Raw genomic sequence first — 22,462 nt, 5'->3', positions numbered from 1 at the left:
GAATTCCGGAACAAAGGATAAATCAAGATTCAAAAAAAGAGAATCATAAAACTTTGCAACTGGTTGTGAAGTGAAAAGACGAATGTCTTTCAAAATTTCTTGACGATAGATAACAATCAGCTCCTTTTGGTGAATTGATTTTGACAACTTAATTATACCATTTGGAGCTGATTGTTACTATAAATTTGAAGTGATTAATGAGGTTGCCATGCCTCGCAAACCCGCATAAATACTGAATGTGTGGAGTTTTGCTCATGGCTATATGATATGCTTATGGAGGTGATGACTATGGAAACAAAAAATATTATTTTGAAACTTCGTACAGAAAGAAGAATGTCACAATACGAGTTGGCAGATAAAATTATGGTAACAAGGCAGGCGGTATCACGCTGGGAAAATGGTGATACCGTTCCCAATACTGATACACTTAAGCTCTTATCGAAAGAATTTGATGTTTCAATCAATACGCTTTTGGGAGAACCCAGAAAGCTGATCTGTCAGTGCTGCGGGATGCCAATTGATGATGATTCTATATTGGGACGTGATAAGGATGGCACATTAAATGAGGAGTATTGTAAATGGTGCTATGCAGATGGAACATACACATATAATGATATGGAAGAATTGATTGATGTTTGTGTAAAGAATATGGTAAATGAAAACTTTACCGAAGAACAAGCACGTTCTTATCTGAAAGAAATGCTTCCAAAGTTAGATTACTGGAAAAGGTATGATGAACTTAGTGACAATGGGCAGTTTGAAGAGTTTAAAATGCAGTTGATAAATGAAATTAATGATCTGCATATAGACGGACTTCCACGGGTAGATAAACTAAATGCACTTGTGGGGAAATATGTGAATCTGGAATATACTCTGCCTAATGGTCAAAAAGTGAAATTCCTTGATGATCAGAAAACCTATCTGGGGAATCAACTGGAGTCTGAATTTGGAGGAGATAGGTGCTTCGGTATTCTGGCAGGTATGGATTTTATTCTCGTATGTACATATGAGAAGGATGGTAAAAATCCGGAGCTGTTGATTTATAAAAAGAGATAATATAAGCAAAAAGAAAATCTTGACAATCACGAACCATAATATTGTAGAGTGCGTATACTCACTCCGGTAAGCTTGCTCACTTCATGCACTGTCATCATTAATATTTTCTCCTATCTAACTTTGTGTTCTAAGCATAAACTATTACGTAACGTCGGAGTCAATACTTTTTTACAATTATATATGCACCTAAAGCTATGAATCTATACGACTGACAAGTTATTTAGCTAAAGTCAGAAGAATAAGAGAAATGCAAAAGAATTTGGCAGGTAGTACGGGATACGAAAATGTGGTATGATTATGGGCAGGATATCAGAAGAATCTGGAGTTGAATAGATTGTGAAGAAAGAAGAAATTTTTGAATATGTGCAGAAACAGTACGGCACAGTTCCGGAATATTTATGGAGTAAATCGCCAGACAGTGCTGTACTTCGTCATAAAAATGGAAAATGGTATGCTGTACTCATGACAGTTGAGAAATCTAAGTTGGGATTAGAGGAAAATGATCTGGTTGACATCATGGACGTAAAGTGCGATCCGGAAATGACCAGTATGATTATTCAGACTTACGGTTTTTTACCAGGATACCATATGAATAAACAGCACTGGATTACGATTTTACTGGATGGTTCAGTCAGTGAAGCAAAGACATTAGACTTTTTGGATATGAGCTATGACCTAATTGATGGAACAGGCAGAAAGGAAGAAAAATGAGAACAGCGATAGTATACGCATCTGTGCATCACGGAAATACAGAAAAATTAGTAAAGAGGATAGCAGAAGAATGTCAGGTGGATTTGATTGATGCTGTGAAACAGCCAGATGCAGATCTGAGCAGTTATGATATAATTGGGTTTGCATCAGGAATCTATTTTTCAAAGTTTCATCAGTCGATATTGGGATTTGCAGAGAAGAATCTACCGGATGACAAAAAGATATTTCTGATCTGTACTTATGGTGGGAATGCGAATTATAAATCCATAGAGCAGATTTTAGACAAGAAGCATTCTAAAGTGATAGGAAAATTCGGGTGCAAGGGTTATGACACATTTGGTCCATTTAAACTGGTGGGTGGTATTGCCAAAGGGCATCCAGATGAAGAAGATATAAAAAATGCAATTAAGTTTGTAAGAGGACTATAAATAGTTAAGCGAAAAAGAAAAACCGGGGAACAGTCCTCGGTTTTCTGATATTTGTGGTTCAGTCTTCAATTTGAAAAAAAGTAACATGAACATTATGTATTGCATCAGCTTCGAAATGATACGGCTTATGACTATGGGACCGATTTGTATTACTCCGGAATTAAAAAGACAAGGGTATGGGAAAAGTGGATTTACGATGATGTGGAAGAGCGAAGAGAATTAGAAAAGACAGCAGAATATAATAAGTACAATCCAGGGTGTCAGATGGAGGCGCCGGCAGGAGTTGCGTATGTTGTGGCGAGAAAAGAAGGGTGATAAATCGTATTTGCAATACAGCAGAAGGTAATATTATAATAGCATATAAAGATGCCAGGGGCAAAAGCCTAAAACGGTATGGAATCAATATATTTCATTCAGGAGAAGAACAGGAAGATCGTCTATCCTGCCGTTTTCGTATTATAAACAGCATTGTGAAGAAAGGAAAACTATGAAAGAGAATGTAATCGAAGTCAGCCATTTACATAAAGCATTTGGTAAAGTTAAAGCAGTCCGGGATTTAAGCTTCCGGGTGAAAAGGGGAGAATTGTTTGCATTTCTTGGTGTAAACGGAGCAGGAAAAAGTACAACGATTTCCATCTTGTGCGGGCAGCTATCTAAGGATGCCGGAGAAGTAAGAATTAACGGGGCAGACCAGACGTATGCCGGGCAGGACACAAGGTATCTGCTGGGAGTGGTATTTCAGGACAGTGTGTTAGATAAACCGCTGACTGTCCGGGAGAATTTGAAAAGCCGGGCAGCACTATATGGAATTACAGGTAAAGCTTTTGAAAACAGATTGCAGGAGTTAGAGAAACTGTTAGGATTTGCAGATTATACAGACCGTGCAGTTGGTAAGCTTTCCGGCGGACAGAGACGAAGAATAGATATTGCGAGAGCACTTTTGCACCGCCCGGAAATACTCATCCTTGATGAACCGACAACCGGACTGGATCCGCAGACGCGTAAGATATTATGGAATGTTATAGAAAACCTGCGGAAAAAAGAAAAGATGACCGTGTTCCTGACAACACATTATATGGAAGAAGCTGCAAGTGCGGATTATGTAGTGATTCTGGACAGTGGAAGTATTGTTTCGGAAGGAACACCGCATGATCTGAAAAATCAGTATGCGGATGATGTGGTAGCACTTTATGGAGTAACAGAAGAACAGGTGCAGCTTCTTGGAAAACAGTATAGAATAATCCGGGACGGTTATCAGATCATGGTGCGGTCTACAAATGAGGCGACAGAGCTGATCGTGGCACATCCGGAAATGTTCCAGGATTATGAAGTGATAAAAGGCGGTATGGATGATGTGTTTCTGGAAGTTACCGGAAAGAGACTGGGAGGGGATGAAGTATGAAAACATTACAGGCATTGATAAACCGTAACCGAAAATTATTTTTCCGGGACAGAGGAATGTTATTTTCTTCGCTCATTACACCAGTTATATTAATTGTGCTTTATGCTACGTTCCTTGCAAAAGTATATAAAGACTCATTTACGTCTTACCTGCCGAAGATCCTGCATGTATCTGAAAAACTGATCGATGGTGCGGTGGCGTCCCAGCTTGGTGCAGCGCTTCTTGCTGTCAGCTGTGTAACAGTTACGTTTTGCGTGAATCTTACGATGGTGCAGGATAAAGCAAGTGGCGCAAGAAAAGATTTTGATGTGTCACCGGTAAAAAGACCGGTTCTCTATCTGGGATATTTCTGCGCAACTGTGTTAAATTCCCTAATGGTAAATGTACTGGCACTGGTTCTGTGTCTTTTTTATATAAGGAAAATGGGTTGGTACTTATCAGCAACAGATCTTGCGTGGATGGTTCTGGATGTACTTCTTCTGGTATTGTTTGGAGCAGTGTTATCCAGCATTATCTGTTATCCGTTAAAGACACAGGGGCAGATGTCAGCAGTCGGAACAATTGTCAGCGCAGGATATGGTTTTATCTGTGGTGCGTATATGCCGGTGTCCAATTTCGGAGACGGATTACAGAAATTTTTATCTTACCTTCCGGGTACGTATGGAACATCTCTGCTGAAAAATCATATGTTAAGAGGCGTGTTTGCACAGATGAAAGAGGATGGATTTCCAAAACAGAGTGTCACAGAGATTGCAAAAAGTCTGGACTGCCGTCCGATGTTCAGAGGCGAAGTTGTTTCTACGCAGGAGATGATTGCTGTTATGGCAGCGAGCATTCTGATATTGGGAGCGGTTTATTTGGTTGTGACAGCTATTTTTATAAAAAGGAATACCGTCAAATCTTAGGAATCGACAAAAGAGCTGACGATAGTGTAAATATTGACAAAAAATGGAATAATCTGACTAAAATAAAAATATAATTAAATAGAATGAGATATAGACACAATAATAAGAATCGTATATAATTACAGTACTTTACAAAAAGCAGCCTGAAAGACTGCCACGATAAATGAAGCTCTGCTTTGGCAGATTTCATGATCCACACCAGAGAAAGAATAAGCTGGAAAGGAGTGGAGCAATGAAAAGGCAGTTTTTGGGAAGAAGCAGATGTAAGAATACGATCAGAAGAGTTTTAACGATCGTGCTGATGATGGCACTGGTCTGGGGAATGTTACCTTCTGGTATAGCAGTACAGGCGGAAGAACAGACATCAGAGGGGACACTTTCAGGAGTGACCTCTCAAAGCGAGAGTACGATGGCAGATGCGTCCAGTATTGCCAATTGGAAAAAAGCACTGACGGATGGAGACGGGAACTATTTGATAGAAAATACCGGTAAGATCTGGTCAGACAAAACAGTTACAACAGAAAATCTGGAAATAGAAAACGGAGGAAAGAAGATCACGGTATCAAATGACGGATCTGATTTCCTCGTTGCATTATCTGCACTTTCTTCTATGTCCAACAGGAAAACAGTTTCGGATAAGCCGTTAGATATCGTGCTGACACTGGATGTATCCGGATCTATGAGCGATAATCTGAATGGAAGCACTTCTAAACTTTCTGCGCTGAAAACAGCGGTAAATGATTTCATTGATAAAACAGATGCAGTCAATAAAAATATCACGGATGCATCAAAAAAACATAAGATTGCAATTGTAAAATATGCAGGAAATAAATCCGATAAAATTGGAAATACCACATATACTTCCAATGGTTATAAGTATAATCATACGCAGATTCTCAGCAATCTGACGGATGATGCATCTGTATTGAAAGCGGATGTAAATGCACTGAATGTCAGCGGATGTACGGCAGCGGATTATGGAATGGAATATACAAAAAAGATCATAGATCAGATAGAACGGAAAAAATCGCAGAAGATCGTCATCCTGTTTACGGACGGAGAACCGAATCATTTTAGCGGATTTGACGGATACGTTGCAAATCGGGCGATTTCTTATGCGAAAGATCTGAAAAAGGATGGAACAAGGATCTACACGATTGGTGTATTCGATTCGGCAGATCCGTCAGATACGCGAAATTCATTTAATGCATATATGCACGGCGTTTCCAGTAACTATCCGGATGCACAGAGTTATCAGAACCTCGGCAACAGAGCAAAAGACAGCCAGTATTATAAGGCGGCATCCAATGTGGCGGAACTGAATAAGATTTTCGATGAAATCGCGCAGGATATCAGTCAGTCAACAAGTGGTGTACCAACAGAGTTAGGAGAGGCAGACGGCAGTAAAGACGGTTATGTTATATTTACAGATCGGCTTGGGGATTATATGAAAGTGGATCGCTTTGCAAATATTGTCTGTGCAGGAAAAACATTTGATCTGAAAGAGAAGACAACCAGCGGAAATAAGGATGTCTATCATTTCTCCGGCACGGTTTCGGCGAATGCTTTATATGAAAATGCCAGTCTTGATGACCTGATTATTCAGGTAGAAAAATCAAATGATTTAAAAACGGGAGATCTTGTCACAGTGAAGATTCCGGCATCGCTGCTGCCACTTTTGAATTTCAAGGTGAACGAAGTGAATGGAAAAGAGAACGTGACAGTGGAAGAAGCATCACCAATCTCCATCTGTTATGGTGTAAGCCTGAAAGATGGTGTGGAAGAGAAAATGGCAGTTCCGGATGAGAATATGCAGTCTTATCTGGCTGAAAACCAGAAGGATGGAATTGTATCATTTTACAGCAATGTTTATACGAAAGGAGAAGATAACGGAGACACAACGTGCATATTTACACCGGCATCTGAAAATCCGTATTACCGGCAGGCGAAGAATGAGACTGAAACAAAGCAGGAAAATGTGACAGAAACCGCAAAAAATGTCTGGAGTTCAAAGAGGACAAGTGGAGATGCCTCTGAGATAAAAGAAGAACTCGGTAATAACGGAAAGTTACAGGTTGTGTGTCCGGGAGCGCTTCTGATCAGCAAATGTGCGGAAGTGGCAGAAGGATTTACAGGACCGGAAAAAGCCGGTGAAACGGAATTCCATTTTAAAATCCAGATTCCATCTGCAACGAATCAGACATTCCAGGTGCAGAAATATCAGAATGGACAGAAGTCTGGCAATCTGATATCGCTTACATTTGCAAATGGAAAAGCAGACATTGTCTTAAAAGACGGAGAATCTCTCTACATTTACGGATTGGAAGCAAATGCGGCATACAGCATCGAGGAAGTGAATCTGCCGGGAGGATATACGCTGGATGAAAAATCAGGAGAAAATGGAAAAATTAATGCAGGAAAAACGATGGAAGCAGTATTTCATAATGTTTACAGGGCAGATCCGGCAGAACTTGCAAACGGAATTTTCTGCGTACAGAAGCAGTTTCCGAACTGGGAAGCATTTCAGGGACTGTCTTTTGATATTGTGCTGAGCAGTGACCAAAAAAATGCGCCGTTCCCGGAAGGAGCGCAGGTGACAGAAAAAGACGGTGTCCGGTGCATGACAAAAAATGTAACAAATGCACAGAACATTGGGTTCGGAACAATTAAATTTACAAGACCGGGTACATTTAAGTATCAAATCCGGGAACAGATACCGGCAGAAAATAATCGTGCCGGTGGTGTGAAATATTCGCAGGCACTCTATGAAGTTGTTGTGAAAGTGACAGATGACGGAAAGGGGAATCTGCATGCGGAATTAACGATGTGGCAGAAAAAGGATGATAAAGGCGCGGAATTAAATCTTGCAGTTGCAGATCAGATTGCAAGGATTCAGAATGACTATGAGACCGATGCGGTGACACTTCAGGGCGCAGCAAATCTGAAAGTGAAAAAGGAACTTACCGGACGGGACTGGATGTCGGATGATGCGTTTACATTTGCAATCGGATGGGATAAAGACAATCCAGATGCAGCAAAAGATGTAAAGCTTCCGAAAGCAATTACTGTAAAAAATGGTGTGGAAGCGTATTTTGGTGATATCGTATTTAAAGAGCCGGGAGTTTATAAACTGGTTATAAAAGAAAGAAAAGGAAGTCTTCCGGGTGTTACTTATGCAGACGGAAATGTAAAAGTGACAGTGGTCGTGACTGATAATCTGGATGGAACACTGACTGCAAAAGCACTTCCTTCCGGATATCAGACAGAAGGAAACGGCGTGTCGATTACAGGAGACCGTGTGATGACATTTACGAACCGGTACGAAGTAAAACCGGTGCAAACATCTGTTCATGGAAAGAAAGTGCTGGAGGGCAGAGACTTAAGAGCAGATGATACGTTCCATTTCCGGATCAAGGCAGAAAATGATGCGCCACTTCCGGGTGAAACGGTTGTAACAAACGATGTAGACGGAAAATTCCATTTCCAGATGTCTTATGTGAAGGCAGGGATTTATAAATATACGATTCAAGAAGTGGAGGACACGGAGCATCCGATTCCGGGTATCCGTTATGATAAAGTTAAATACGAAGTGACAGTAAAAGTAACGGATGATGGAAAAGGAGCATTAAAGGCAGAAGTTATTTATCCGGACGGAAATCCATTGAAGATTATGAACCGCTACAAAGCAGATCCGGTTGTTCCGGCTGATTTTAAAACCGGTATACGCGGCACAAAGCAGGTACAGTCAAGTGAAAATAATATGTTTACAATGAAAGGCGGAGAATTTACATTTGTACTGGAAACTGCTGAAAATAATCCAGAGTCAGATCCGGTGAAAGCATTGTCAGAGGCTGCACGCACAGTGAAAAATGATGCAGACGGACAGTTCCGTTTTGAAAATACTATGCGGTACACAGAAAGTGGAACATATGTGTATACAATCCGTGAAAAGCAGGAAAATGCAAACGGAATCAGCTATGACGGAGTTCCGGTAACGGTAATCGTGACGGTAAAAGACAATCTGAACGGCAAATTGGAAGCAACGGTAACTTATGAAAAAGGACAGAAAAAAGCGGACAGCATTTTATTTACGAATAAATACAACCCGGACAAAGTACTTGTTACTTTACAGGGAATGAAAGAACTGACAGGCAGGACACTGGAAGAAGGAACGTTTCAGTTCCGGCTGAAATCAATCAGCGAAGATATTCCGGAAGAAGTGCAGAAAGAGTTGCAAAATGATACAGTAAAAGCAGTGGCAGAAAATGTAGACGAAACCGTTACAAACAGCCAGGGTGGAAGTTTTCATTTTGGAGAGCTTACCTATACACATCCGGGAACGTACATTTATCAGGTATCTGAAGTTCAGGAAGGTAAGGCAGGGTACACGTACGATTCCCATGTTGCAACTGTGAAAGTTGTCGTTACAGATCAGGACGGCATATTACAGGCAGAAGTCTATACGGACGGACAGAAAGGAAAGTATCCAGAATTCCACAACCAGTACGCGCCGAATCCGGTAACACTGGAAGGAAAGAATATCATTCACGCTAAAAAAACGTTGCATGGACGTGATATGAAGAGTGGAGAATTTTCGTTTGAGCTATTAAATGAAGATGGAACAGTTGTTGCAAAAGCCAGAAACCAGGCAGACGGAAATGTCATATTCCCTGCAATGACTTATGAAAAAGCAGGAATTTACCGCTATACAATGCGAGAAATAAAAGGAACTTCCGGTGGTGTTACGTATGATGAGACTGTTTATGGGGTGACAGTGGAGGTTACGGATGCAGGAGGATATCTGAAAGCAGAGACATCGTATGCATATGCTGGAGATGCTGTGAATATTCCGACATTTTCCAATCAGTATCAGGCAGTGCCGGTAGAAGTGGTTCCGGGCGCTGTGAAAGTGCTGAAAGGCAGATTGCTCGCAGAAGGAGAATTTACGTTTGAATTAAAAGACGTAAATGGCGCGGTTATGCAGACGGTGAAAAATGATGCGTCCGGAAGAGTGACATTTGATAAATTAACATTTAACCGTGCGGGCACGTATATTTATACAGTAAATGAGAAGCATGAGCAGGCGAAAGGTATTACCTATGACACTTCTGTATACACGTACAAAATAACGGTGACGGATAATGAGCAGGGCGCTTATCAGGCGAAGGTCGAGACAACGCCGGACGAAGTATTATTTACAAATGTGTACACGAAGCCGCAGGAACCACAAAATCCACAGAAACCGACTAACCCGCAGAAACCAAACCAGCCACAGAAGCCGGTAAAAACAGTTACAATCCTGCCGAAGACCGGTGATCCGGCGCAGACAGGACTGTTGATCGGAATTATGGCAGGGGCAGCAGGACTTGCTGGCGTCTGTGTAATTCGGAAGAGAAAAAGTGTGAGATAAAAGGTTCCCGATAGCAAAAATATCTATATTATAAAAGGATGACAAGAGCTTTGACGCAGGCGATAAAACCGCAGGTGTCATAGCTCTTGTTGTATGATTGTTCCTGACATGTCATTCCAGAAAAGAAGTTTCTTTCATATACGGTATCCAGGAATCATGTTATAATAAAAATATGTAGAAAAATTGTATGGAGGAGAGACAGATGGAAAAAAGCACAAGAACAGAATTTTCATATGTGATATTTTTTTTGGCAATTTTGTGCGGATATGTCTTTCGCCTGCTTCCACGGAATATTTTACTCCCAGGGGATGTCTTTATGGGATTGGATGTATTACGTTCTGCAATTTACATGGAACTGGTTCTGTACTGGATTTCATCTGTGAAAAAAAGGATCTTGTACAGTGCAGTTCGGAAATATTTGTTGATGATCGGTTACCTTCTTATTTTCTGGTTGTTTATACGTACAATAAAGTATCTTTTCCTGGGAAATATGGATTTCCTGAAAAGTCTGTGCTGGTATGGATTTTATATACCGATGTTATTTATACCATTATTTGCACTATATCTGGCAGTCTGCCTTGGACAGCCAGAGCATTACAGGTTACCAAAGTATTTGTATAGTCTTGTTTTCCCGGCAGTTGTGCTCTGTCTTCTTGTTTTGACGAATCATATCCATCAGTGTGTGTTTCGCTTTGAAAATGGGGTGCCTTCCAGTGATGGAAATTATTATTACGGATGGGGATACAAAATGATTCTTGCGTGGCTCAGTATGGAAGTTTTGATCTTTTTTGTATTGTTGTTTATAAAAAGTCATGTGCCCGGAAGAAAAAAACGAATCTGGTTGCCAATGATTCCGTTGGGCGTGGGGATTCTATATGTAGGATTGTACCTTTCCGGAATTTCGTTTCTTCGGACTTATGCAGGAGATCTGACGGTGATGATGATTCTTGTGATCCTTGCTATCTGTGAAGGATGTATAAAAAGCGGTCTGATCCCGTCAAATACAGGATATGAAGAACTGTTTGAAGCAACTACAATCGGAGCACAGATTCTGAATCAGAATAAGGAAGTTTGTTTTGCATCTGGAAATGCAAAACAAATATCAGAAAATGTACTGGAAGAGGCAAAAAATGGACCGATTGATCTTGGGGAAGAACAATTGCTTCTTGCACCGGTCAGAGGAGGAGCGGTTGTATGGTGTGAAGATGTGACAGATATCAGATGTGTATTAAAACAATTAGAAGCAAATGCGGAACAACTGGAATCCAGCCGCAGTCTTTTGCAGGCGGAAGTGGATTTAAAGAAAAAACAAAGCAAACTGGATGAGCAGATGCAGTTTTGTAATAAAATTACAGAGTATACAAAAGATCAGATCGATCAGATTAAATACTGGCTCGAAAACAGTAAAAATGAGCAACAGAAATGGGAAAATCTGAAAAAAATATGTGTACTTGCCGCCTATGTGAAACGGATGAGTAATTTAATATTACTTTGTGAAGAATCTGATTTTTTGCCGGCAAAAGAATTGGAGTATTGCTTGAGGGAGTCGGTGGAAAATCTGAAAGTATGCAAAATAGCAGTATCTTTATCCGGAAAATGTGAAGGAGTTTTGAAAAAACAAGATTTGATCGCATTATATGAAACATATGAAAAGCTGATGGAACAGATCCTTGGTGATGTGGATGCAGTGCTGTTACATTTACAGTCGGCAAATAGGCAGGCGGTATTAAAATTGAATATAGCGGGAAATACCACCTGCCTGTCTCGTGTAAGAGATATTGCAGTGGCAGGGAATATACAAATCAGGAAAAGAATACAGAATCAGGAATGTCAGGTACAACTGTATGCCGGAAAGGAGATAGGAAAAAATGAGCGCAATGATATGTAGTTTATTGTTTCTTTGTTTCTTTTTACAGGCAAATGCATTTTTGAAAGAAAAGAGCAGACGAGAAGTCAGAACAGGTCTTTTAGTCAGCAGTTTATTGAATCTGGGATTGTTAATCATATTTGCGGCAGGGGCACAGAAGCTGGCAGATAAAAGCACCACTTCAGCGATAGAAAATGTGGTACTTGGAATTCCGAAAATATACATATTTCTCTATATTGCTATGGCAAGTGTAGTGGCAGGAAAGGTTTATTACCGGCAAATTTGCAGAAGCAAAACGGAAATAACGAATAATACAATACGTGAAGCTGCAGATACGTTACCAATGGGACTATGCTTTTATGATACAAATGGTCAGATTCAGCTTATAAATAAGAGAATGAATCAATTGGGACATAAATTGCGTGGAAAAGCAATTGTAAACGGTGAAGATTTCTGGGAGTTTTTAGAAGAAGGAAGTTTGGTGCTAGGATGTAAGCGCCTGTCCAGGAAGAGTCCAATGATTTTTCAAATGGCGGATCAAACAGTCTGGCAATTTGACCGGGAAGAAATCTATGTGAGAAAAAAGAAAATGATACAGGTGACAGCTTCAGAAAGAACGATGCTATATCAATTACTGAAGAGGCAGGAAGAAGAAAATGAAGAACTGAAAAGTATCAACAAAAGACTGGAAGTGTATGCACAGAGGGTAGAAGAACTTACACGTGCGCGTCAAAGACTTGATACAAAAGTCCGGATTCATGATACGTTCGGACAAATACTTATGGAAACCAGATATTTTCTTTCAAGCAAAACTGTAAAAGATAAAACGGATGAATTATTAAAAAAATGGCATCATATCATTTCGCTTTTGCAGCAAGAGACAAAGGAAGAGCAAGAGGATGCCTTGTATTATTTGAAAAATGCAGCAGCATCCGCAGGAATAAAACTTAAAGTAACAGGAAAAATCCCAGATGACAGAAGTATTCAGGAATTGTTTCTGGCAGCGGGGGCGGAAGCTTTGACAAATGCTGTTCGCCATGGAAAGGCGGACAATTTGTGGATTGAGACAGGAACCGAAAAGAGAGAAATATATTTTATTTGTTCAAATGATGGAGTGATTCCACAGAAAAAAATTACAGAAGGCGGAGGGTTGTCAACGCTTCGTCAGAAAACAGAACTGGCAGGCGGGTCTATGAAAATTACAGCTGAGAATGTATTTTCCTTGAAAATACGACTGCCAAAAGCAGGGGAAGGAAGAGAGAATGATACATGTATTGATTGTGGAAGACGATCCAATGGCAAGAAAATTGTTTGAGATTATTTTGCAGGAAAGTGACAGATATATAGTTACAGCGGCAATTGAGAGTGCATCCCTAGCAGAATTTTACTGTATGACGAGCACAGTGGATCTGATTTTAATGGATGTCTGTACAGCGCTACGCTCGAGCGGATTGGAAGCGGCAGCAAAAATTAAAAAGATTTATCCAAAGAAGAAAATTATTATTGTGACAAGTCAGCCGGAGTGTGATTTCGTGGAGCGTGCAAGAAAAAGTGGAGTAGAAAGTTTCTGGTATAAAGATCCTTCGGCAGAACATTTGCTGGATGTCATGGATCGGACGATGAGAGGAGAATCTGTTTATCCGGATAAACTGCCTGTATTGCAGATCGGACTTGCAACAAGCGAAGAATTTACGGCAAGAGAGCTGGAAGTACTGCGGGAACTGACCAGCGGAGATACGGATGATGAAATTGCAAAAAGATTACATATCTCAATACATACAGTAAAAAAATATGTAAAAACACTGCTACAGAAAACTGGTTTTACAACGCGGACACAGCTTGCGGTAATGGCAAGAGAAAGCGGAATTGTGATACGGGGATTTTAGAAAGGGAAAAAATATAAAAACATACTCTTTTGAGGGATGTTATACATTTTTTCTTCTGTTAAACTGAAACTAGAATTAGAGATCTTATGTACAAATTCAAGGAAAAGGAGGAGATAAATATGAAAGAAAACGAAGATATTTTGCGAGCGTGCTTGTAATGCTTCTGACATTGCTTCCGGAAGCAAAGGAAGTTTTAAAAAATGTGTTCTTTAAGTTAGGGATAACTGGAAAGGAAAGCGTATGGATAAAAAAATATGGAGATGTATAAGAAAAAACTTTTTGGCGGTTGCAATGGTAGCAATTTTTATATTTTCCGGAGTACAGGGATGTAGAGTAGAGGCGGCAGCGAAACCAAAGCTCAATAAAAAAAGTGTTATGTTGTACGTGGCGCAGAGCAAAAAGTTGAAAGTGAATCATACAAAGGCAAAAGTAAAATGGTCGAGCAGTAATAAAAAAATTGCAAAAGTCAGTAAAAAAGGTACAGTAAAAGCAGTTAAGCCGGGAAAATGTACAATTTATGCAAAAGTAAAGGGCAAAAAGTTAAAGTGTAAGGTGGAAGTTGTTTCCAAACAGCAATATTATGGAAGAAATTTATATATGCTTGTGAGACAAAAAGGAGCAAAAGGTTCATCGGATGTCAGACGCATATCAATGAAAATAAAACAGTATGACGTAGAAAATTATCGTACAGTTATAATAAGTGCGTATCCGAAAAAATGGCAGATGCAATTTGTGTTTAAGGAGGATCTGGAAGAACCGGATGAATTAACGAGAGTGGATATAAAACTGGATGTTTCAAAAGATAAGGCCGGACAATTAAAATATGTATATGAAGACGGTTACAGTGACATTATTACCCGCATACAGGGCAAGGTTGAGAAAAACTGTGATGAAAACAAAAAAGGTCTGGACTTAACGTATTATGAAATTATTAGAGAAGAAGAAGATCCTGACAAAGGAGTGCCGGGAGAGTGGGCATGGCCAAAGACATCCGAAAGTGTAAAAAATGCATTTAGCTATTATGACGATTTGTTAAAAAAATATGGATATTCCATGAAAAAAATTGGGTTTATGAATCGACTTTAAGTGGCTACGAAGAGTTTTTCGTGCTTGTGTGGAAAAGAACAGGGAGCAGTATCGTTTATCAGGACGAACTGCTCCCTGTGTGTTGTTTTATTTTATGGAATAATTTCATTCATGTTTCACTTCCATTGGAAATAAAGAATATAAAAAGCAGATTTCACAAAATATTCAGAAAAAATTAAGTGCATTTTCCGGTATATCTTCTATAATAGTAAGAAGAAAGACAAGAATGGAGGACTTAAGATGGACATAGAATTAGAAAACGAGATTCAGAAAAGGTTACACAAATATCATAAGAAGATGTGGGCTTCGTATGGAGCCATTGCAATAGATATTTTGTTTCTGATTTACATGGTGATTTTCAAACTGGATCTGGATATATGTTCCTGGTCATTTGGAATATTTGGAACTTTCCTGATATATGTGGCTGTTTTTGCAGCATATGCCGCAATTGCTGTTCTGGCATGTCTGTTGGAAGCATTTGGGAAACTGGAAATAGAGAAGATTTTATTTGAGGAATGTGATCCGTTTTTATATGAGGCATGTGCAATGCGTATAAAGCAGCCATTTTTCAAAGATCGTGTGAATTGTAATCTTGCAGTCGCAAGGTACTATCAGGGAAATATAGATGCAGCATATGATACGCTGATGGCGATTAATCCAGAAAAATTAAAAAGAGAATTCGCACTGAATTATTATCTGTTATTATCCATGATCTATTTTCAGAGAGACATGGGACAGCAAGTTCCGGAGCTGGAACAGGCATGTCGCAGAAAACTTTCTAAAAATAAAAAAGGACAGGCTCTTTTTGCACATTTGTGTGCATGCAATAATTTCCGGAGGGCAATGGCAAATAAGGACTATGATGCAGCGTTCGGATTTATGCAGGATGCAGCGACTGCACCAAATCGTCTTTTTTATAAGTTGCATCAGGTTGCATACAGCTACGATGCAGCGTTGTTGTACAGAGCAGCAGGTGAAAAGGCAAGCACCGGATGGAATCTGGATTATATAGCAAAAGAAGGAAATAAGCTTTTTGTTGTACAAAAAGCAGAAGAAATGCGATAGTTATTCCTTTTTTGAAATTCCTATGTTATAATTACAACAAGTATGTGAAAACATAAAAAGAGAAAAGATAAGGAGTTTGAAAACCGATGAAAAGAGTATTATTAAAACTCAGCGGGGAAGCACTCGCAGGAGATAAAAAAACCGGATTTGATGAAGCTACATGTGTAGGCGTTGCAAAGCAGGTTAAGAAACTGGTAGACGATGGCATCCAGGTTGCAATCGTAACCGGAGGCGGTAATTTCTGGAGAGGAAGAACCAGTGAGACGATTGACCGTGTGAAAGCTGACCAGATCGGTATGCTTGCAACGGTTATGAACTGTATTTATGTATCTGATATTTTCCGTTATGTCGGAATGGAGACAGAGATTTTCACACCATTTGTATGTGGTGCATTTACATCACTATTTTCCAAAGATGCAGCAGTAGAAGCACTCAATGAAGGAAAGGTTGTATTCTTTGCAGGCGGTACAGGACATCCGTATTTCTCAACAGATACAGGAGCTGTTCTCCGTGCGATCGAGATCGAGGCAGATGCAATGCTTCTGGCAAAAGCAATTGATGGAATTTATGACAGCGATCCGAAGGTGAATCCGGATGCGAAGAAGTATGATGAGATTTCGATTCAGGAGATCATCGATAAGAAGCTGATGGCAGTTGACCTGACAGCATCTATCATGTGCCTGGAAAATAAGATGCCGATGCTAGTATTCGGACTGAATGAGGAGAACAGTATCGTTGAGACGATGACAGGAACATTTACAGGTACAAAAGTAACTGTATAATAATAGGAGGAAATATTTATGAACGAGAAATTAAAAGCATATGAAGAGAAGATGACCAAGACAATGGGTAATCTGGATGGAGAGCTCGGAGCAATCCGTGCAGGACGTGCCAATCCAAATGTTTTGAATAAAATCATGGTAGATTATTATGGAACACCGACACCAATCCAGCAGGTTGCAAACGTATCTGTACCGGAGCCGCGTATGATCCAGATCCAGCCATGGGAGAAGTCGATGGTAAAAGTAATCGAAAAAGCGATCATGACTTCTGATCTTGGAATCAATCCGACAAACGATGGAACATGTATCCGTCTGGTATTCCCGGAACTGACCGAGGAACGAAGAAAAGAACTGGTAAAGGATGTTAAGAAAAAAGGAGAGGCAGCAAAGGTTGCAATCCGTAATATTCGTCGTGACGGAAATGATGCATTCAAGAAACTGAAAGGTTCTGATGTATCTGAAGATGAGATTAAGGATATGGAAGATGATCTTCAGAAACTGACAGACAAATATGTCAAAGAAGTTGACAAAGCAGTTGAAGCAAAATCAAAAGAAGTAATGACGGTTTAATAAATGAGGGGACAGAAGCCAAAGAGATTTTGGTAACTGTCCCCCATTCGTGGGAGGAGAAACCAGATGAATGTACCGCAGCATATTGCGATTATTTTGGATGGAAACGGACGTTGGGCGAAAGCAAAAGGAATGCCACGTAATTATGGGCATGTACAGGGAAGCAAGAATGTTGAGAAAATCTGTGAAGAAGCATGGAAAATGGGGATCAAATATCTGACTGTATATGCGTTTTCGACAGAGAACTGGAACCGTCCGGCAGATGAAGTGAACGCGTTGATGAAGCTGTTGCGCAGTTATATGAAGACCTGCCTGAAAACAGCAGCGAAAAATGATATGAAAGTCCGTGTAATCGGTGATAAGACCAGACTGGATGATGACATCCGAAATCGTATAGAGGAACTGGAAGAAGCTACAAAGGATAACGGTGGACTGAATTTCCAGATTGCATTGAATTACGGAAGCAGAGATGAGATTATGCGTGCAGTCCGCAGAATTTCCGCAGACTGTGCAGAAGGTAAATTAAAGCCGGGAGAGATTTCAGAAGAAGTTATTTCAGGCTATCTGGATACACATGGAATCCCGGATCCGGATCTTCTGATCCGTACAAGTGGGGAACTCAGATTATCCAATTATCTGCTCTGGCAGCTTGCATATACGGAATTTTATTTTACAGATGTTCCGTGGCCGGATTTTTCAAAAGCAGAACTGGAAAAGGCGATTGAGCAATATAATAGAAGAGACCGCCGCTACGGAGGCGTGAAGGAGGAACAGAAAAAAGATGTTTAAAACAAGACTTTTAAGTGGAATTGTTCTGGTGATCATCCTGATCGCTACAGTTGGATGCGGAGGAGAAGTACTCTTTGGCGTACTTGGCGTAATCAGTCTGATCGGTATGACAGAATTGTATAAGGTAGTGGGTGTGCAGAAGAAACCAATTGCATTTGCCGGTTATCTGGTAGCAGTAGCTTATTATGCACTTCTGTATACGAATCAGTTAAATCGTTTGCCGCTACTGATCATGGGATTTATGATCGTATTGATGGCAGTTTATGTATTTTCGTATCCTGCATTTGTAGCAGATCAGGTTGCAACAGTATTTTTTGGAGTATTTTATGTGGCAATGATGATGTCTTATGTATATCAGACAAGAATGTTAGAGGATGGTGGCATTGTAGTATGGCTCATTTTCCTGAGTTCCTGGGGATGTGATACCTGTGCGTATTGCGTCGGCATGCTGATCGGTAAACATAAGATGGCGCCGAAGTTAAGCCCGAAGAAGTCGGTAGAAGGTGGAATCGGAGGAATTGTAGGTGCAGCGTTGCTTGGCGCGATATTTGCAGCTGCAATGAATCATTTTGCTGGAGCACAGGCAAATGCATTGCATTATGCAATCATCTGCGGAGCCGGAGGAGCGATTTCCCAGATTGGAGATCTGGCAGCTTCTGCCATTAAGAGAAATCATGATATCAAAGATTATGGTACGCTGATTCCGGGACACGGCGGTATTCTGGATCGTTTTGACAGTGTTCTTTTTACAGCACCAGTCATTTATTTCCTGACAACATTTCTCGCCGGCAATCTGTAAAATAAAACAGTGGTTATAGGATTAAAGAGAGGGATTTTATGAAGAAAATAGCAATTCTTGGTTCCACCGGATCGATTGGAACACAGACACTCGAAGTAGTTAGAGAAAATAAAGATATTGAAGTGCTTGGGCTTGCAGCCGGTAAGAATATCAAACTGCTGGAACAACAGATCCGGGAGTTTCATCCGGTGTGTGTTGCTGTATGGAGCGAAGGCAAAGCAGAAGAGTTAAAAGTAAAAATTGCAGATACAGATACAAGAGTTGTAACAGGAATGGAGGGGCTTATTGAGATCGCAACGCTTGAAAAGGCAGAGATTCTTGTGACGGCAATTGTAGGAATGATCGGACTGCGTCCGACGATCGCAGCGATACAGGCAGGAAAAGACATTGCGCTTGCCAACAAAGAGACGATGGTAACAGCCGGACATCTGATCATGCCGATGGCAAAGGAATATAATGTCCGTATTTTACCGGTAGACAGTGAACACAGTGCTATTTTCCAGTCTCTTCAGGGAAATAAAGGCAATCCGATCCACAAGATACTTCTGACGGCATCCGGCGGTCCATTCCGCGGAAAAAAAGAAGAAGATCTTCTGAATATCCGTGTGGAAGATGCATTGAAACATCCAAATTGGTCGATGGGACAGAAAATTACCATCGATTCTTCTACAATGGTAAATAAAGGACTGGAAGTGATTGAGGCGAAATGGCTGTTTGATGTAAATGTGGATCAGATCCAGGTTGTTGTACAGCCACAGAGTGTCATTCATTCCATGGTTGAATATGAAGACGGAGCCGTAATGGCGCAGCTTGGAACACCAGATATGAAACTGCCGATTCAGTATGCGCTTTATTATCCAGAGCGTAGATATCTGCCGGGTGACAGACTGGATTTCTGGGAAATGGGAAAACTGGATTTTGAAAAGCCGGATATGGATACGTTTTATGGTCTGAAACTCGCATATAAGGCAGGAAGAGAAGGCGGAAGTCTTCCGACCGTGCTCAATGCGGCAAATGAGTTGGCGGTAAGCAAGTTCCTGAAACGTGAAGTCAAATATCTGGAAATTATGGAAATCATCGAAGACTGTATGAATGCACATAAGAGTATAGCGAATCCGTCACTGGAACAGATTCTCCAGACCGAAGCAGAGACGTATGAACGAATCGAAAGCAGGAGGTAATAATTAGATTGAGTAATATAGTAGGTATTATATTTGCAATACTGGTCTTCAGTTTTATTGTAATTTTTCATGAACTGGGACATTTCACACTGGCAAAAAAAAATGGAATTGATGTGGAAGAGTTTGCAATCGGAATGGGACCGAATCTTGTTTCAAAAGAGTATAAGGGAACAAGATATTGTCTGAAACTTTTTCCAATTGGCGGCTTGTGCATGATGGGAGAAGATGACGAAGCGTCAGATGCACCGGGAAACTTTAATAATAAATCTGTGTGGGCGAGAATTTCTGTTATTGCAGCAGGACCGGTTTTTAATTTTATTCTTGCATTTATCGCATCAATAGTATTGATTATGATGGTAGGATATGACGCTCCGGTAGCGGCTTCTGTGGAACAGGGGTATCCAGCTGCTGCGGCAGGCATTCGGGCAGGAGATAAGATTGTAAAAATCGGAGATAAAAAGATTCACATTTTTCGTGAAGTTACTTCTTACAATCAGTTTCATCAGGGAGAGGCTGCCAAAGTTACCTATGAGCGAAATGGGAAAACCTATACTGTAAAGCTGACTCCGAAGATGGATAAGAAGTTGGGATATTATCGTTATGGAATCACAGGGGCCGGTAATACAAAAGCTTCTTTTGCAGAGAGTCTCCAGTATGGTGTTTATGAAGTGAAATATTGGATCTGTTCGACGGTAGACAGCCTGAAAATGTTAGTTATGAGAAAGATAGGAATGGATCAGTTATCCGGACCGGTCGGAATTGTAAATGTTGTAGCAGATGCATACCAACAGACGAAGAGCTATGGAGCGATTGTTGTAATTGAACAGTTTCTCTATATCGGAATTTTATTATCGGCAAACCTGGGAGTTATGAATTTGCTGCCACTTCCGGCACTGGACGGAGGAAGACTGGTGTTTCTCTTTGTAGAAGCAATCCGGAGAAAGAGGATTCCACCGGAGAAAGAAGGCTATGTGCATGGACTGGGATTCGTGCTTTTGATGCTTTTGATGGTGTTTGTATTGTTTAATGATGTAAAGAGAATATTTTTCTAGGATTATACGGTATTAGCAGAACGTCACAGACGGAAGGTAGTGCTTATTATCCCGGATGATAAAAGAAAGCTGTCCGGAACAATATCATGAAGTGAAAATGATATTGCTCCTGGACAGCTTTTTGAAAATATAATTATGTTAATTCAGCAATTCTGGAGACTCCGACATAGATTTCAGAAATTTTATACCATGTTTTATAATCTACAACTCCGGTTTGGGGTAAATTAAAAATGGACTGGAATTTCCGAACTGAGTTTTCCGTAGCTGTGCCGTAAATTCCATCGGCATCTACTTTCGGAAGCGCAGGATAGGCACCGGCAATCACATTGAGTTGTTCCTGCATCTGACGTACTTTGTCACCGGAAGAACCAACACTAAGATCGTATCCCGGCCATGATGCCGGAACACCGGAAATTGCTTCAGCAGTATTGATATACATGTCATCTCCATAATAATAACGGAGAATTTCGATTGGTGTGTAACCCTGATCTCCAAGTGATTTAGATCCCCACTGTGTCATCCAATTCGGGCACTGTACCTGACGCCCATCACAGTATTGCGTGAGGATCGGCTGTTTGACATTTGGCCTGGAGAGGTAGTCGGCAAACAGCTCATCGACTACGACAGAGATGGAATCGAAAATATTCCGGTTCGGAATCCATTTGTGATCGAAAGCCGTAGAGGAAGTAATCGTAAAGTCATAGCCTTGATTGCGGTACCACTCTGTGTAGACACGGTTCAGGGTAAAAGACATGATGGCAAGCACATTTGCACGGATCGTGGCGGCAGGCCAGGTCGCATAGATTTCACTGGAAGCAACATTTTTGATGTAATCTTTATATTTTACATAGTAGTTTTTAGCGGTGGAATCTCTCGGACTTCCATCATGGACAACAATATATTCAGGAACAACAACCCGGCTTAAAACAATTTCCCCGGATTCCTGAACAGGCTTTATTTCTTCTTCCGGAATTTTTGCCGGATACTCTCCATATAGAGTATGAGCAGGAATAACATAGACGGAATCATTGTTTTCAGCGCCAAGGGGTGCAAGCGCAAGATTTTGCAGAGAGAGCGTCGATGCAAGAACTTCTGCACCGGCAACACTGATTGGCGCATATCCTTCGGCTTCTATGCGGAGTGTGTATTCAGAGTAAGGCTGTTCGTCAAAGGCGGGATCAAGACTGTATTCCAGAGGCGGTGCATCTAATGTAAGAGATTCTGTTTGACCGGAAGAATCAGTTATCAGTTCTTCCAGAGTACTGTCTGGTATACCGGTGTAAGAGATGGATACTTTAGCATTTGCAACCGGGGCGGCAGTGAGAGAGGAAGTAAGGCTGACTTTCAGACTGCCTTTTGCAGAATTGTCCGGCAAAGACGTATTTATACGGTCGTTTTCTGGCATGGGATCATACCTCAAAATACTTTGTCATGTATAATGTATGCAGATAAGAAAAAGAATATGAATATTTT

20 protein-coding genes are annotated in these 22,462 nt (G+C 40.6%); 18 read left to right on the top strand and 2 right to left on the bottom strand.

Annotated features, from left to right (window positions below):
* The first annotated feature begins 288 nt into the window (after positions 1-288).
* Positions 289-1,056 carry a zinc ribbon domain-containing protein gene (locus DWY31_RS02445; RefSeq protein ID WP_118519423.1) on the top strand — a complete coding sequence of 256 codons (768 nt, stop codon included), beginning with the start codon at positions 289-291 and terminating at the stop codon, positions 1,054-1,056.
* A 26-nt stretch (positions 1,057-1,082) separates the two neighbouring features.
* Here the strand turns inward: DWY31_RS02445 and DWY31_RS02440 are convergent, their stop codons facing one another.
* Positions 1,083-1,151, bottom strand: coding sequence for a MerR family transcriptional regulator (locus DWY31_RS02440; protein ID WP_226976543.1), 69 nt, complete (start codon positions 1,149-1,151; stop codon positions 1,083-1,085).
* A gap of 241 nt (positions 1,152-1,392) precedes the next feature.
* Here DWY31_RS02440 and DWY31_RS02435 point away from each other — a divergent pair, with 241 nt between their 5' ends.
* The 17 genes from DWY31_RS02435 to rseP all read left to right on the top strand — a co-directional run bounded on the left by DWY31_RS02435 (position 1,393) and on the right by rseP (position 20,989).
* Positions 1,393-1,767, top strand: coding sequence for an MmcQ/YjbR family DNA-binding protein (locus DWY31_RS02435; protein ID WP_118519422.1), 375 nt, complete (start codon positions 1,393-1,395; stop codon positions 1,765-1,767).
* Positions 1,764-2,195, top strand: coding sequence for a flavodoxin family protein (locus tag DWY31_RS02430; protein WP_118519421.1), 432 nt, complete (start codon positions 1,764-1,766; stop codon positions 2,193-2,195). The genes DWY31_RS02435 and DWY31_RS02430 overlap by 4 nt, the downstream gene beginning before the upstream one ends.
* 99 nt (positions 2,196-2,294) lie before the next feature.
* Positions 2,295-2,510, top strand: coding sequence for a hypothetical protein (locus tag DWY31_RS13870; RefSeq protein ID WP_158575479.1), 216 nt, complete (start codon positions 2,295-2,297; stop codon positions 2,508-2,510).
* A gap of 172 nt (positions 2,511-2,682) precedes the next feature.
* Positions 2,683-3,597 (top strand): ABC transporter ATP-binding protein, encoded by a 915-nt coding sequence (locus DWY31_RS02420; protein WP_118519420.1) that lies wholly within the window; start codon positions 2,683-2,685, stop codon positions 3,595-3,597.
* Entirely contained in the window at positions 3,594-4,502 is a 909-nt protein-coding gene (locus DWY31_RS02415; RefSeq protein ID WP_118519419.1) for an ABC transporter permease, read from the top strand. The genes DWY31_RS02420 and DWY31_RS02415 overlap by 4 nt, the downstream gene beginning before the upstream one ends.
* Positions 4,503-4,734: 232 nt before the next feature.
* A complete protein-coding gene (locus DWY31_RS02410; RefSeq protein WP_158575478.1) occupies positions 4,735-9,912 on the top strand; it encodes a Spy0128 family protein in 5,178 nt (1,725 codons plus the stop codon).
* A gap of 316 nt (positions 9,913-10,228) precedes the next feature.
* Positions 10,229-11,800: a hypothetical protein gene (locus DWY31_RS02405; protein WP_147364884.1), complete on the top strand. Its 1,572-nt coding sequence runs from the start codon at positions 10,229-10,231 to the stop codon at positions 11,798-11,800.
* A complete protein-coding gene (locus tag DWY31_RS02400; RefSeq protein WP_118519416.1) occupies positions 11,781-13,094 on the top strand; it encodes a sensor histidine kinase in 1,314 nt (437 codons plus the stop codon). The genes DWY31_RS02405 and DWY31_RS02400 overlap by 20 nt, the downstream gene beginning before the upstream one ends.
* Entirely contained in the window at positions 13,042-13,665 is a 624-nt protein-coding gene (locus tag DWY31_RS02395; RefSeq protein WP_021861084.1) for a response regulator transcription factor, read from the top strand. The genes DWY31_RS02400 and DWY31_RS02395 overlap by 53 nt, the downstream gene beginning before the upstream one ends.
* A 240-nt stretch (positions 13,666-13,905) precedes the next feature.
* On the top strand, positions 13,906-14,751 hold the full coding sequence (locus tag DWY31_RS02390; protein ID WP_021861083.1) for an Ig-like domain-containing protein: 846 nt from the start codon (positions 13,906-13,908) through the stop codon (positions 14,749-14,751).
* A gap of 240 nt (positions 14,752-14,991) precedes the next feature.
* Complete coding sequence (locus DWY31_RS02385; RefSeq protein ID WP_021861082.1) at positions 14,992-15,816, top strand: hypothetical protein; 825 nt, start codon at positions 14,992-14,994, stop codon at positions 15,814-15,816.
* An 86-nt stretch (positions 15,817-15,902) separates the two neighbouring features.
* A complete protein-coding gene (pyrH, locus tag DWY31_RS02380; protein WP_021861081.1) occupies positions 15,903-16,598 on the top strand; it encodes a UMP kinase in 696 nt (231 codons plus the stop codon).
* A gap of 18 nt (positions 16,599-16,616) precedes the next feature.
* Positions 16,617-17,168, top strand: a complete 552-nt coding sequence (gene frr / locus DWY31_RS02375) for a ribosome recycling factor (RefSeq protein ID WP_021861080.1) — start codon at positions 16,617-16,619, stop codon at positions 17,166-17,168.
* A gap of 66 nt (positions 17,169-17,234) precedes the next feature.
* Complete coding sequence (locus tag DWY31_RS02370) at positions 17,235-17,957, top strand: isoprenyl transferase (protein ID WP_117537134.1); 723 nt, start codon at positions 17,235-17,237, stop codon at positions 17,955-17,957.
* Positions 17,950-18,756, top strand: a complete 807-nt coding sequence (locus DWY31_RS02365) for a phosphatidate cytidylyltransferase (protein WP_118519415.1) — start codon at positions 17,950-17,952, stop codon at positions 18,754-18,756. Before DWY31_RS02370 ends, DWY31_RS02365 begins: the two co-directional genes overlap by 8 nt.
* Positions 18,757-18,794: 38 nt before the next feature.
* Positions 18,795-19,937 carry a 1-deoxy-D-xylulose-5-phosphate reductoisomerase gene (gene dxr, locus DWY31_RS02360; RefSeq protein WP_118519414.1) on the top strand — a complete coding sequence of 381 codons (1,143 nt, stop codon included), beginning with the start codon at positions 18,795-18,797 and terminating at the stop codon, positions 19,935-19,937.
* A 17-nt stretch (positions 19,938-19,954) separates the two neighbouring features.
* Positions 19,955-20,989 carry an RIP metalloprotease RseP gene (gene rseP / locus DWY31_RS02355; RefSeq protein WP_117537398.1) on the top strand — a complete coding sequence of 345 codons (1,035 nt, stop codon included), beginning with the start codon at positions 19,955-19,957 and terminating at the stop codon, positions 20,987-20,989.
* A 133-nt stretch (positions 20,990-21,122) separates the two neighbouring features.
* On the opposite strand, the gene DWY31_RS02350 is transcribed toward rseP, so the two are convergent.
* Entirely contained in the window at positions 21,123-22,394 is a 1,272-nt protein-coding gene (locus DWY31_RS02350; RefSeq protein ID WP_118519413.1) for a peptidoglycan-binding protein, read from the bottom strand.
* Positions 22,395-22,462: the final 68 nt, after the last annotated feature.

Origin of the sequence: Dorea sp. AF24-7LB (genome assembly GCF_003478575.1) — a bacterium.
GTDB lineage: Bacteria > Bacillota > Clostridia > Lachnospirales > Lachnospiraceae > Dorea_D > Dorea_D hominis.
Note: the sequence above shows the minus strand (reverse complement) of the source record. Positions and strands in the feature narration are given on the sequence as shown.

What these genes read in the sequence shown, in the direction of transcription:
- DWY31_RS02445 (WP_118519423.1), top strand. Translation starts at nt 289, where the DNA reads ATGGAAACAAAAAATATTATTTTGAAACTTCGTACAGAAAGAAGAATG.
- DWY31_RS02430 (WP_118519421.1), top strand. Translation starts at nt 1,764, where the DNA reads ATGAGAACAGCGATAGTATACGCATCTGTGCATCACGGAAATACAGAA.
- DWY31_RS02420 (WP_118519420.1), top strand. Translation starts at nt 2,683, where the DNA reads ATGAAAGAGAATGTAATCGAAGTCAGCCATTTACATAAAGCATTTGGT.
- DWY31_RS02415 (WP_118519419.1), top strand. Translation starts at nt 3,594, where the DNA reads ATGAAAACATTACAGGCATTGATAAACCGTAACCGAAAATTATTTTTC.
- DWY31_RS02410 (WP_158575478.1), top strand. Translation starts at nt 4,735, where the DNA reads ATGAAAAGGCAGTTTTTGGGAAGAAGCAGATGTAAGAATACGATCAGA.
- DWY31_RS02405 (WP_147364884.1), top strand. Translation starts at nt 10,229, where the DNA reads ATGGGATTGGATGTATTACGTTCTGCAATTTACATGGAACTGGTTCTG.
- DWY31_RS02400 (WP_118519416.1), top strand. Translation starts at nt 11,781, where the DNA reads ATGAGCGCAATGATATGTAGTTTATTGTTTCTTTGTTTCTTTTTACAG.
- DWY31_RS02395 (WP_021861084.1), top strand. Translation starts at nt 13,042, where the DNA reads ATGATACATGTATTGATTGTGGAAGACGATCCAATGGCAAGAAAATTG.
- DWY31_RS02390 (WP_021861083.1), top strand. Translation starts at nt 13,906, where the DNA reads ATGGATAAAAAAATATGGAGATGTATAAGAAAAAACTTTTTGGCGGTT.
- DWY31_RS02385 (WP_021861082.1), top strand. Translation starts at nt 14,992, where the DNA reads ATGGACATAGAATTAGAAAACGAGATTCAGAAAAGGTTACACAAATAT.
- pyrH (WP_021861081.1), top strand. Translation starts at nt 15,903, where the DNA reads ATGAAAAGAGTATTATTAAAACTCAGCGGGGAAGCACTCGCAGGAGAT.
- frr (WP_021861080.1), top strand. Translation starts at nt 16,617, where the DNA reads ATGAACGAGAAATTAAAAGCATATGAAGAGAAGATGACCAAGACAATG.
- DWY31_RS02370 (WP_117537134.1), top strand. Translation starts at nt 17,235, where the DNA reads ATGAATGTACCGCAGCATATTGCGATTATTTTGGATGGAAACGGACGT.
- DWY31_RS02365 (WP_118519415.1), top strand. Translation starts at nt 17,950, where the DNA reads ATGTTTAAAACAAGACTTTTAAGTGGAATTGTTCTGGTGATCATCCTG.
- dxr (WP_118519414.1), top strand. Translation starts at nt 18,795, where the DNA reads ATGAAGAAAATAGCAATTCTTGGTTCCACCGGATCGATTGGAACACAG.
- DWY31_RS02350 (WP_118519413.1), bottom strand. Translation starts at nt 22,394, where the DNA reads ATGCCAGAAAACGACCGTATAAATACGTCTTTGCCGGACAATTCTGCA.